This is a genomic window from Lutimaribacter degradans, assembly GCF_023703375.1.
Taxonomy (GTDB): domain Bacteria; phylum Pseudomonadota; class Alphaproteobacteria; order Rhodobacterales; family Rhodobacteraceae; genus Lutimaribacter; species Lutimaribacter degradans.
In genome coordinates this window covers 287225-299280 of the sequence record NZ_JAMQGO010000002.1, presented here as the reverse complement: position 1 = coordinate 299280, position 12056 = coordinate 287225, and the positions used below count along the sequence as shown (strand labels likewise).

The 12056-nt window shown below is 63.2% G+C and carries 11 protein-coding genes; 10 read left to right on the top strand and 1 reads right to left on the bottom strand.

Features of this window, described 5'->3' with window-relative positions:
- Positions 1 to 75: 75 nt before the first annotated feature.
- Genes M8744_RS05930 through M8744_RS05915 form a run of 4 tightly spaced genes read left to right on the top strand, consistent with a single transcriptional unit; the run spans position 76 to position 4224 of the window.
- Positions 76 to 1056 carry a VOC family protein gene (locus M8744_RS05930; protein ID WP_251410927.1) on the top strand — a complete coding sequence of 327 codons (981 nt, stop codon included), beginning with the start codon at positions 76 to 78 and terminating at the stop codon, positions 1054 to 1056.
- A gap of 2 nt (positions 1057 to 1058) precedes the next feature.
- A complete protein-coding gene (mhpA, locus tag M8744_RS05925; RefSeq protein WP_251410924.1) occupies positions 1059 to 2552 on the top strand; it encodes a bifunctional 3-(3-hydroxy-phenyl)propionate/3-hydroxycinnamic acid hydroxylase MhpA in 1494 nt (497 codons plus the stop codon).
- 4 nt (positions 2553 to 2556) lie between these two features.
- Complete coding sequence (locus tag M8744_RS05920; RefSeq protein WP_251410921.1) at positions 2557 to 3399, top strand: fumarylacetoacetate hydrolase family protein; 843 nt, start codon at positions 2557 to 2559, stop codon at positions 3397 to 3399.
- A gap of 36 nt (positions 3400 to 3435) precedes the next feature.
- Positions 3436 to 4224: a DNA-binding transcriptional regulator gene (locus tag M8744_RS05915; protein ID WP_251410918.1), complete on the top strand. Its 789-nt coding sequence runs from the start codon at positions 3436 to 3438 to the stop codon at positions 4222 to 4224.
- A 19-nt stretch (positions 4225 to 4243) separates the two neighbouring features.
- On the opposite strand, the gene M8744_RS05910 is transcribed toward M8744_RS05915, so the two are convergent.
- Positions 4244 to 4786: a carboxymuconolactone decarboxylase family protein gene (locus tag M8744_RS05910; protein ID WP_251410915.1), complete on the bottom strand. Its 543-nt coding sequence runs from the start codon at positions 4784 to 4786 to the stop codon at positions 4244 to 4246.
- 422 nt (positions 4787 to 5208) lie between these two features.
- Here M8744_RS05910 and M8744_RS05905 point away from each other — a divergent pair, with 422 nt between their 5' ends.
- The 6 genes from M8744_RS05905 to M8744_RS05880 all read left to right on the top strand — a co-directional run bounded on the left by M8744_RS05905 (position 5209) and on the right by M8744_RS05880 (position 12047).
- On the top strand, positions 5209 to 5625 hold the full coding sequence (locus M8744_RS05905; RefSeq protein ID WP_251410912.1) for a TRAP transporter small permease subunit: 417 nt from the start codon (positions 5209 to 5211) through the stop codon (positions 5623 to 5625).
- A complete protein-coding gene (locus tag M8744_RS05900) occupies positions 5622 to 7169 on the top strand; it encodes a TRAP transporter large permease (protein ID WP_251410909.1) in 1548 nt (515 codons plus the stop codon). The genes M8744_RS05905 and M8744_RS05900 overlap by 4 nt, the downstream gene beginning before the upstream one ends.
- Positions 7170 to 7196: 27 nt before the next feature.
- Positions 7197 to 8264, top strand: a complete 1068-nt coding sequence (locus M8744_RS05895; protein ID WP_251410906.1) for a TRAP transporter substrate-binding protein — start codon at positions 7197 to 7199, stop codon at positions 8262 to 8264.
- Positions 8265 to 8529: 265 nt separating this feature from the next.
- Positions 8530 to 9990, top strand: a complete 1461-nt coding sequence (locus tag M8744_RS05890) for an FAD/NAD(P)-binding protein (protein ID WP_251410903.1) — start codon at positions 8530 to 8532, stop codon at positions 9988 to 9990.
- Positions 9991 to 10071: 81 nt separating this feature from the next.
- Complete coding sequence (locus tag M8744_RS05885; RefSeq protein ID WP_251410900.1) at positions 10072 to 11298, top strand: MFS transporter; 1227 nt, start codon at positions 10072 to 10074, stop codon at positions 11296 to 11298.
- Positions 11295 to 12047, top strand: coding sequence for an SDR family oxidoreductase (locus tag M8744_RS05880; protein ID WP_251410897.1), 753 nt, complete (start codon positions 11295 to 11297; stop codon positions 12045 to 12047). The genes M8744_RS05885 and M8744_RS05880 overlap by 4 nt, the downstream gene beginning before the upstream one ends.
- The last annotated feature ends 9 nt before the right edge of the window (positions 12048 to 12056 follow it).

Below are 12056 nucleotides of genomic sequence, written 5' to 3'. Positions count from 1 at the left end.
GGGGATCATCCCTCGGGGGGCCGGTGGCAACGGTCTAGGATGCCCCATCTCGAATTGAAATGAATGGAGACGACCATGGCAATCAATGCTCTGGGCTATCTCGGTATACGGTCTGACAAGCTGGACGACTGGGGTGATTTCGCCGGCAAGCTGCTTGGGATGCAAAAGATCGACCGGGGCGGCAAGGCGCTGGCCTTTCGCATGGACGACCGGCAGCAGCGGTTGCTGGTGTCTGATGAAGAGGGCGACACGCTGGCCTTCATGGGCTGGGAGGTCGAACACAAGGACGACCTGCAGGTTTACGCCGCGCGGCTCGACAAGGCGGGGGTAACGGTTCATCCCGGCTCGCCCGCGCTTTGCGACCGTCGGTTCGTCGACCGCCTGATCTGGTTCGAAGACCCCATGGGCAACCGGGTCGAGTTGTTCCACGGCCCGATGATTGCCTCGGACCCCTTCGTGCCGGGGCGGCCGATCGACGGTTTTCGGACCGGCCCGCTGGGCATGGGCCACGCGGTTCTGCATGTGAAGGACATCGAGGTAATGTTGCCCTTCTACCGCGACCTTCTGGATTTCCACGTCTCCGACTACGGGCTAAAGCCTTATGGTCTTTACTTCTTTCACGTGAACGGACGGCACCATTCCTTTGCGATGGTGGGGTCTGGCCAGTCGGGGTTCCATCATTTCATGGTGGAGTTCCAGAATCTCGACGATGTGGGGCAGGGTTATGACCTTGCGCAGCTGGATGAAGGCCGCGTTGCCTACACGCTGGGCCGGCACACGAACGATTACATGACCTCGTATTACGCAAATTCGCCGTCGGGTTTCTTTGTTGAAAACGGCTGGGGCGGGCGGGTCATAGACCCCGACACATGGGAACCCCACGAAACCCATGACGGCCCGAGCTTCTGGGGCCATGAGCGGCTCTATCTGCCGGAAGACGGTGGGCGAAAGGCGCTGCGCGACATGCGGCTGGACGCCGCCGCGCGGGGGCGCCGCGCGCCGCCCGTTGCGGATTGTCCGTGGCTCTTTGGTGAATTGACCAGGCAGGGAGTGTGATCATGCAAGACTACGACGTTGCCATCGTGGGCTACGGCCCGGCCGGAGCCACGCTGGCGCATCTTCTGGCCGAATGCGGGGTACGGACACTGGTGCTGGAACGTGAAGGCGCGCATTACCATTTGCCGCGTGCCGTGCATTTCGACGCCGAGGTCATGCGCACCTTTCAATGGATCGGCATAGCCGACCGGATGGAGCCCAAGACAGCCAGGCACCCCGGTATGCGCTTTGTCGACCGCGATGGCAGGCTTTTGCTTGACTGGCCGCGCCCGCAGGGCGAAGGCCCGCAGGGCTGGCGCGCGAATTACCGCTTTCATCAGCCCGACCTGGAAACCGTGCTGCGAGATCACATGACGAGCCGCGACCAGGTCACCGTGCGCACGCGCTGCGACGTGTTCCACGTCGAGGAAAACGACGACCATGTCGAGCTGCGTTTCGAGGATATGTCTTGCGGCCGGATCGAAAGGGCCCGCGCGAAATACGTGGTTGGCTGCGATGGCGCGCGTTCGCTTGTGCGCCGCTACATCGAAAGCGGCATGGAGGATTATGGCTTTCACGAACGCTGGCTGGTTGTCGACGTGATCCTGAACCGTGACAAGCCCGAGCTGGGCGATCACTCGATCCAGTATTGCGTGCCCGAACGCCCCGCCACTTACGTGCGCACCCCCGGTTTGCGGCGGCGTTGGGAAATCACGGTGCTACCGGACGAGGACAGCCACGAGATCGTGCGCCCCGACCGGGTGTGGGAGTTGCTTTCCGATTGGCTGGGCCCGGACGAGGCAGAGTTGGAACGCGCGGCGGTCTACGTGTTCCACTCGCTCGTGGCCGAAGACTGGCGCAAGGGGCGGCTGCTTCTTGCGGGCGATGCCTGCCACCAGACGCCGCCATTCATGGGGCAGGGGATGTGCGCGGGCATCCGTGACGTGACGAACCTGTATTGGAAACTGGCGCTGGTCTGCAAAGGGCTTGTCGGCGGCGAAACGGCCGATGCCCTGCTTGATACCTACGAAAGCGAGCGCAAGCCGAACGCGCGGGAATACATCCAGACGGCCGTGCGGCTTGGCGGGCTGATCAACACATCGGGCACCGAAGAGGCGCTGCGCGCCGCCCTGCCGTCAGTGGATGGTTCGGCGCGGATGAAAAGCATCATGCCGCCCATCGGGCCGGGGCTGGGTGCCGGTGACCAGGCTGGGCAATTGTTCGGCCAGCCGCGCATGGCCGATGGCACGCGCATGGATGCGCTTTACCCGCACCAATGGGTCGTCGTCACCGAGGCCGCGCTGGCGGACGGGTTGGACCTGCCGGCCGGTGTGGGTCTGGTCACGACCGCCAATTCGAACGCCGCCGAACACCTGTCACGGCTGGGCGTTCGCGCCGCCGTGCTGCGCCCCGATCGCTACACGCTGGGCGGCGTCGACACGCCCGAGGCGCTTGAGGCACTTGTCGCGCGGATACTTCCAGATATGACTGAAACGCAACAACCGGAGCTGGTCTGAAAATATGAAACTCTGTTCTTTCACCAAGGATGGCAAATCCTCTTACGGCCTCGTCACCGAGGCGGGCATCGTCGACCTGGGCAAGCGGTTCGACGCGCCCACCCTGCGCGATTTCATTGCTGCGGGTGACATGGGCGCCGCCGCGAAACTGGCGTCGGAAACCGTTGATTTCGCCTTTGACGACGTGACCCATGACCCGGTCATCCCCGACCCCGACAAGATCATCTGCGTGGGGCTCAACTTTCACGCCCATATCGAGGAAACGGGCCGCGAGGAGACCCCGAACCCGGTGTTGTTCGCGCGCTTTGCGGGGTCGCAGATCGGGCATGGTCGGCCGCTGATCAAGCCGCTGGAAAGTGACAAGTTCGACTACGAGGGCGAGGTCGCGGTGATCATCGGCAAGGAAGGGCGCCGCATCAGCGAGGCAGACGCCCTGGACCACGTGGCGGGCTATGCCTGTTACAATGATGGCTCGGTGCGCGATTGGCAGAAGCACACGCATCAGTTCTTGCCGGGCAAGACCTTTGCGGGCACGGGCGGTTTCGGCCCCTGGATGACCACCGCCGACGAGATCCCCGATCCGGGCAAGATGCGCCTTCAGACACGGCTGAACGGCGAAACCGTGCAGGATACGACACTCGATCTGCTGGTGGCCTCGATCCCGCGACTGATCGCCTATTGCTCGACCATACTGCCGCTCTTGCCGGGTGATGTCATCGTATCGGGCACGCCGGGCGGGGTCGGCGCACGTCGCAATCCACCGCTTTTCATGAAAGACGGCGATGTTTGCGAGGTCGAGGTTTCAGGCGTCGGCATCTTGCGCAACCCGGTCGTGGCCGAAAGCTGACTTCCGGCGCGGCGGAGCTTGTGAGATGGTTGCCCCATGACAGAAGACTCCGTTGCCAGGTCAAACAGCGGCTCCGTGCGTGCACTCGCGCGGGGCCTTGCCATTCTGCACCATGTCAACAAGACCGGCGAGGCGCGCCCCGGTGAAATCGCCAAGGCGCTGGGTATTCCCCGTCCGACCGTCTATCGCCTGCTCGAAACACTTGAAGAGCTGGGCTATCTCGCATTCTCGGCCACGTCGAACTACGTGCGGGTTACGCGCTTCGCGGCGGCGCTGGGCGACGGCTACACGCTGACCAGCGAAATCGCGCAAGCGGCGGGCCCGATCTTTGCCGCCTATTCGAAACAGCTTGTCTGGCCGCTTGACCTGACAGTTTATCACAACGCTGCCATGGTCATCCAGGAAACCACGCATGGCCGGTCGCCGCTTTCGATCGACAGGGGCATGACGGGTTTCCGGCTGCCGATGCTGCGCTCATCGGCGGGGCGCGCTTATCTTTCGGCCTGCCCCGAGGAAGAACGTGGCCTGATCCTTGAACATCTGCGGCGGTTGAACGACCCCGAAGACCTGCCATTTTTGGAAGACCGCCTGCTGACGCATCTTCTGGACGAGACGCGCGCCCGCGGCATCGCCGTCCGCGACAGCGGTGAGTTCCGCCAGGAGACCGCCTCGATCGCGGTGCCGATCAAGGCGGACGGAACGGTGCTTGGTTGCGTGTCGCTTATCTGGATACGCAGCGCGATGAGCACGCGCCGCGCGCTGGATGATTTCGGCGCTCCGTTGCTGGAGATTGCGCAGCGAATTTCCGGGGCCCTTCCGGCCTGACGGGAAATCCGCCAGCGCGTTAAGAAAGCGGATGTGCCTCAAGCTCGTCGGCAATTTCCCTGTCCAGCGGCACCTGGTAGGTCATCAGGATCGTGCCCAGAACCGAGTAGAACCCGACGGTTGCAATCAGGTCGAACACGGCCTCGCGCCCGATGGTTGCGGCCAACTCTTGCTCAAGGCTTTCAGGCAGGCGGTGTTCGTCGATGATTGCATCGACCGCGCGCGCCAAAAGCCCGTCTTCCCCCTCGGGCATTCGCAGAATGGCCGCGATCCTTTCATCCGAAATGCCGATTGCGCGGGCCCGGACGACGTGGTGCGCCCATTCGTAGGATGACCCCAGCCGTACGCCCGTCCGCAGGATCACGACCTCGGATCGTTCCGGCCCTAGGGCCGTGTCCTTGACGATGTGCTGGCGCAAGGGCGCCCAGGCGCGCAACAGCGCGGGGTGATGCGCCATCATGCGATAGACATTGAGCGCGCCGGCAAATCCTGTCCGCAGATCGCTGATGTCCTCGGGCCAGTTCCCGTCAGGGATCGGGCCCGGTGTTTCGGCTTCTTGCATTGTTTACTCCGTTTTACGCCGATCTTTTCGGGGGGGTGCGTGTTTTGGAAATACCCGTGGTGCTATCGTCCGGTCTGCGGACATCCAAAACGGCCGGCACAAGAATATTCAATGAAGAATCCGCGAGAGCGCCGTCAAGGTAAGAGGCATGCGGCGGGCGGGGCACAGGCCCGTATGCCGGCATATGCGTGGCTGACGCGTTCGATGGGGCGGCGAAACCTGCCTGCCGCCGCCGCTTGATATGGCCCAGCCGGCTCATGGGGGCGAAAGACCGGTCAGTTTGATGTGGTCAAAATCGGCGCTTGGTGCTAGGCCAAGGCCGCACAGCCAATGAGGGGGAGGCATTGCGCGCGATTTTCCTATCTATTTGTCAAACGCTTGACCGTGTTACGGTCGGTCTTTGCTTCTTGGCTTGCGTTGTGATGACGGGCGCGGTCCTGGGTATCGTGATCCTGCGTTTCGGGTTCGACACAGGGTTCATCCAGTTGCAGAACCTCGCTGCATATGCCTTTGCCGTTCTTCTGATAATGTCGCTGCCCTATTGCTTGCGCCGGAGCGGGCATGTCCGGGTCGAGGTTCTTTCGGAACGGTTGCCTGCCGGGTATCTGCCAATCGCGGACAGCGTGGCCCTGTTGCTGTTCATGGTGCCGGTTTTCGGCCTGCTTGCCTGGGCCTGGATGCCGGACCTGCTCTACAGTTGGTCGATCCGCGAGGGTTCGGTCGAAACCGGCGGTCTTGGCGGGGTGTTCCTTGTCAAGACGACCATTCCGCTAAGCGGCGTCTTCATGATCCTTCAGGGGATCGCCCTTCTGCTTGATCCCGAGGATGCCGGCACATGATCGTCAATGAACTTTTCCTGGCGGGCATGGTGCTTTGCCTGTTCGGCGGTATCCTCAGCGGTATTCCCGCGATGCTGGCGATTTCGGGCGTGCCCCTTGTTGCGGCCTTCATCGGGTCGATGGTGGGCGTGTTTGACCTGGGGTTCCTGAAGTTCTTTCCGGCGCGGGTTTACGGGACGATGTCGAACCCGCTGCTCATGGCGGTTCCGCTATTCGTGCTGATGGGGGTTTTGCTGGAAAGGTCGCGGCTGGCCGAATCCATGCTCGAGGTGCTGGGCCGGATGCTTGGTGGATCAACGCGCGGCATTGCCTTGTCGGTGCTGGTCTTCTCGGCGATCATCGCGGCCTCGACCGGGATCGTGGGGGCAACCGTGGTGATGCTGGTGCTTATCAGCCTGCCCGCGATGCTGGACGCCCATGTGCCCAAGCGCATGGCGACGGGAATCATCTGCGCCAGCGGCACCCTGGGGCAGATCATTCCGCCCTCGATCCTGCTGGTGCTGCTGGGCGACCAGATCGGGAACACCTATCTTGAGGCGCAGCAGAAGGCTGGAAATTTCGCACCTGACCCCGTTTCCGTGGGTGATCTGTTCGCCGGTGCGATGCTGCCCGGGCTGCTACTGGTAAGCCTTTACGGTATTTATATCTTTTTCGGGCTGAAGCCGGTCGCCAAGAGCCCCGGAGCTGCGCGCGTGATCACGCGGGTCGGCCTGGGCGAGGTGCTGTCGAGTTTCGCGCCGCCGCTTTTGCTTATCCTGGCGGTACTCGGGTCGATCCTTGCAGGGATCGCCACCACGACCGAGGCGGCGGGCCTGGGCGCGATCGGTGCCCTGATGTTGGCCGCCTATCGCAGCGGGCTGCCGGGGTTTCAGCGCAACCTTGTGTTGGCGGGGGTTCTTGCGGCTTTTGCACTGATGGCGCTGCGCCTGTTCAGCGATGCCCGCAGCGAAAGTGCCGCGATGGGCGGGCTGGCCATCGCGCTGGCGGTTTTGCTATTGCTGGGCGTTGCCGTCGCGGCCTGGCGCCTTTCGATCGAAAAGGTGTTGCATGGCGCGGTCGGTGACACGCTGCGGATATCCGGCATGGTTTTCGGAATCGTCGTGGCCGCCACTTTGCTTGCCCTGGTTTTTCGCGGGTTTGGGGGCGACGAAATCGTGATGGAGATCATGGATGGCATGCCGGGCGGCGAGTGGGGCGCCCTCGTGGCGGTCATGCTGGTCGTTTTCCTGCTGGGGTTCATCCTCGAAGCGGTCGAGATCATTTATATCGTCGTGCCGCTGTTGGGGCCGCCACTGTTGGCGGGCGACATCTCTCCGATCTGGTTCGGCGTGCTGTTGGCGATGAACCTGCAAACCAGTTTTCTGACGCCGCCCTTCGGGTTTGCCCTGTTTTATTTCCGCTCGACCGCGCCGCGCCACATCACCACAACCGACATCTACGCTGGCGTTGCGCCTTTCGTGGTGCTTCAACTGATCGGGCTGGGCCTGCTGATTGCCTTCCCGGCTCTGGCTACCTGGTTGCCGGGCGTGGTGTTTGGTGGATAAAGTTCACATGTAGGAGGAAATCATCACATGAAACGCAGAACATTTCTCGCGTCCGGGGCGGGTATCGCCGCCGCCGCGACCACGCTAAGCAGCCCGGCGATTGCCCAGGGCAAAATCGAATGGAACCTGCCGACGGCCTTTCCCAAGAACGCACCCGGGGTTGGCACCAACGTCCAGAACTTTGCCGCCAAGGTCGCGGCCATGTCCGACGGACGGATGTCGTTCAAGATTTTCGGCGGGGGCGAGCTCGTGCCGCCTTTCGCGGTCGAGGACGCGGTGCAGCAGGGCAATGCGCCTGCCGGGCACGGGCCGACATATTACGCCGCCGGCAAGAACCCGGCCTTGCACTGGTTTACCGCCGTGCCGTTCGGGATGACATCGTCCGAGCATTTCGCCTGGCTGAAATACGGTGGCGGGCAGGAAATCTGGGATGACATCTATTCCCAGCGGGGGCTGAAGCCATTCTATAGCGGCAATTCCAACACCCAGTCCGCCGGCTGGTTCAAGCGCGAGATCAACAGCCTTGACGATCTCAAGGGGCTGAACATGCGTATTGCCGGTTTGGGTGGCGAAGTGTTCCGCAAGCTTGGCGTGAATGCCGTGCTGATGCCGCCGCCGGAAATCTTCCAGTCGCTGCAATCGGGCGCGATCGACGCCGCGGAATGGGTCGGGCCGATGCTGGACCAGGCGTTTGGCCTGCAAAAGATCACCAAGCTGTGCTACCTGCCTGCCCTGACCGAGCCCGGCGCGGGCCTGGCCGTCGTGTTCAACCAGGACGCATGGGATGAATTGCCCGCCGATCTGCAAAGCATCTGCGAGAACGCTGCCCATGCTGCGGCGCTCGAAAGCCATGCCGAGTTCGATTTCTACAACGCACAGGCCATGGCCTCCCTGCGCGAGGACGGTGTTGATTTCCGTGCCTTCAACGACGAGATCGTTGCCGGAATGCGCGATGCCTGGGCCGAGGTTCAGGAGGAACTGACGCAAGGCAACGCCGACGTTGCCCGCGTGCGCGAAAGCTATGACGCCTACCTGGCGCAGGCCCGTGATTTCGCCAGCGCCATGACCCTGCCCATGCTGGGCGGACGCGGCTGACAAAAAACGGGATGCGGCGGCGACGTGCTGCCGCATCCCCCAAGCCTTTGACGGGCAGCCGTGTTTTGCAGAAAACCGGCACGATGCGCGCAGGCCGCCCGGCAGGCTTCGCGCCTGACCTGACCATCTTCCATCTCAGTTTCGAAACCCACCGGGAAATGCCGGCAGGGCCGTGATGTGCGGCTATCGCGTATCACGATGTCCCACCGTGACTGGCAGTATTTACGAATGTTGACAATCTTATCAATTCCGCGTCAGTTTATCCATGAGGCGGAGAACAGACATGCGGCGAGTGGTGATCATTGGGGGCGGCTTTACCGGAACCGGCGTTGCAATACGGCTTTGCGCCAGCATTCCGGCGGCGTTGAACATCACGATCATTGAGCCACGTTCTGAACTGGGTGGCGGGCTTGCCTACGGGGGCAATGACCCAGACCACCGCGTGAATGGTACGCATGAGCTGCTGGTTCTGTTCCCAGACGATATCGGCCATTTCGCGCGTTGGTACGACGCGTCGGGCGCGTCGGAACAAGACCCCGACGCGCAGGCCGCGTCAGGCGTTCGGTATGTGCGCCGGTCTGACGTCCGACGCTACCTGGGCGAGACGTTGCAACAGGCACTTGCCGAGAATGTCCACGGTTCCAAGGTTCATCACCTTCGGGATCGTGCCGTTGGCGTGCAACGGCACGATGATGAGCTGCAGATCGAACTGGCCTCGGGGGGCAGGGTGCTTTCTGATCTGACAATTCTTGCATTTGGTGGGCAGCGGCCCTCTTTGCCGGGGGCGGTTTCAGCCAGCGCCGCGAACCATACCGAATTTATCGGTGATCCGTTCGATTCACGGGCGATATCGGCCATTTGCCGCAAATCCAAGGTGCTTCTTGTAGGGACCGGACTGACTGCCGCCGACGTGGTGGCAACCCTTTCGCGCCAGGGCCATCGCGGGCCGATTACCGCGATATCGCGCCGTGGCCTGGTGCCCCAGCCCCAGGGCGATGCGCCGGACGTGGCTGCGCTGATGCAGCGGTTGGCGCGCCCGGTGCCGCGTTTCATCGAACGTCATGGCAAGGGGCTGTCGCTTCTTGCGGCATTTCGCGCGCTGCGGCGTGACATGGCCGCCGCCACCGCCGAGGGGCGAGACCTGAAAGCCCCCTTCGACGAGGCGCGCGATGCCTCGGGGTGGCTCTGGCCCAATTTCACCGAGGCCGAGAAACGCAGGTTCCTGCGCCACCTGAAGCCGTGGTATGACGTCAACAGGTATCGCATGGTGCCGCAAACCGGGGCCGCGGTCGCGGCCATGCAGGATGCCGGGCAACTGGTCTTTCGCGTGGCGCGGCTTGATGGGCTTGAAGCCAAGGGCGACCACCTCGATGCGCGGTTGGTCGGGCGCGACAGGAGCGTGACCCGCGAATTTTTTGACACGGTGATTAACTGCACCGGACCGAAAACCCTTTCGGAGGCGCCGTTTGTCAGCGCCCTGTGCGATCAAGGTCTGGCCCGCCGTGACAGCCTGGGGCTGGGCTTCGATGTCGATGGACTGTGTCGGGTCGTGGACGAAAACGGAAAGGCGCAGGACGGGCTATGGGCCTTTGGCCTGCTGACACGCGGACGGTTCGGCGACATGACCGCCATTCCCCAGATCGCTTTCCGCCTGCATCGCAGCCTTCCGGCCCTGGGCCGGGTGCTTGCAAACCCCGAAACGCCATCAACCCATGAGGTGACGTGATGCTGGCGACGTGCATGCCCCCGATACCGACCCCAAGACGCGCGGTTCGACCGGTCCGCTGGCCATGTTCGGTGCCTGCGTATGAATGAAGGAGCGCGCCAGAACGCCATTTTGGGGGTCGGCTTCGTTCTGATCTACCAGACCGCGGTGGTGGCCGCGGTGCAAACGGCACCAGTGCTTGCGCCCTTCGCGGCGCTTGGGCTTGGCCTTGATGCCGATCTGATCGGGCTTTTCACGGCCATCATCTTTGCCATGGCGCTGGTCTCGTCAACGGGTACGGCCGGCGTGGTTGCCAGGTGGGGCTCGTTTCGTGGCGCCTCCGCTTCGCTTGTCGTGGTGGCGCTGGGTGCACTGGCGCTGGCGCTGGCGCAAGGGCCGGTGCTGGTTCTGCTGGGGGCGGTGCTGATCGGAGTCGGCTATGGGCCGGTCAACCCTATCGGGTCAAGGTTGCTCAACAAGATTGCTGTGGGACGGCATAGGAACCTGGTCTTTTCGTTCAAGCAATCCAGCGTCGCTATCGGCGGCGCGGCGGCGGGCTTTATCCTGCCGGTTATCGTACTGGTTTCCGGCTGGCGCATGGCGGCGCTTGCCACCATGGCCTTGGCGCTTGCGGTTGCGGCCTTGTCACCCCTTGTCGGCAAAAGGCTTGGGCAAGATGGGCTTGCGGGTGTTTCGATCCGGTTCAAGCTGCCTTTTGCGCCCGCGCGTGACGTGTTGGCAGACCCGATGCAACGTGGCCTGGCAATCGGGGTTTTCGCCTTCTCGATGGCGCAGTTCGGGTTCATGTCGGTCTATATCGCGATGATCTGGCGGGAAAGCAATCTGCCCCCCGAAGGAGCGGCGGCCATGCTGTCTCTGACGATGACGGCAAGCATTTGCGGCCGGCTGTATTGGGGTTGGCGCGCTGACCGGGGGCGCCCGCGCCATGTCTTGTCCTGGCTTGCATGGTCGGGCGCTGCGTTGTTGCTGCTTTTGCTCTTTCTGGGGCCGTCATGGCCGTGGGCGGCCATTGCCCTGGTCAGCGTCGGGCTGGGTTTTGGCCCGATGGGTTGGAGCGGCGTGTTGCTTGCGGAGGTTGCGCGGGCCGGCGAGGCGCGCGGCGGACCGGGTGGTGTTCTGACCGCCACGGCAGGGTCGATGGTCTTTGCCTACCTGGGCGGACTGTTTGGCCCGGCATTGTTGAGCATCTCTGTCCTGCTAAGCGGGAGCTACACACCGGGCATCGTCTGTCTTGCCGTTGCGTTTGCCGTCTGTGCGGTGGTCGTGGTCAGGGGCACGGAAACATCTGGAAAGGAAACGAACCCATGAGTCAGAAGACACTGATAGTTACGGGCGCAGCTGGTGGCATCGGGGCCGCGACCGCCAGGCTGGCCGCGGCACGGGGCTGGGCTGTCGCCGTTCATTACAGGTCTGACCCCGAAGGCGCGAAAAATGTCGTCGCCGAGATCGTCGATGCGGGTGGGGTCGCACAGGCCTTTCGCGCCGATATCGGCAACGAGGTTGAAGTGATCGACCTGTTTTGCGCCGTTGACAAGGCGTTGCCGCCTCTCGGGGGCCTTGTGAACAACGCCGCGCGCGTCGCCCCGCGCGCCATGCGCCTTGACGAGATGGACGCCGCCGAGATCGACGGGTTGATGCGTGTGAACGTCACCGGGGCGATGATCGCCGCACGAGAGGCGGCGGCCCGCCTGTCGACCGCGAAGGGCGGTGCAGGTGGCACGATCGTCAATGTCTCGTCGCTTGCGGCGGTTCATGGCGCCCCGAAACTTTATGTCCACTACGCCGCGTCGAAGGCGGCCGTCGATGCCTTCACACACGGCTTCGCACTGGAAGTGGCGCGCGAAGGGATCAGGGTGATGTCGGTACGCCCCGGGCTGATCGACACGCCCATTCATGCGCGTGCGGGAATGGCCGGCCGCATCGAGAAGGTCGGGCCGCGGATGCCGATGGCGCGCGCAGGCACCCCCGACGAGGTTGCCAACGCGATTGTCTGGCTGCTGTCGGACGAGGCCTCTTATATCACCGGCACGACGCTCGATGTCGGCGGGGGCGCCTGACCTGCGTCG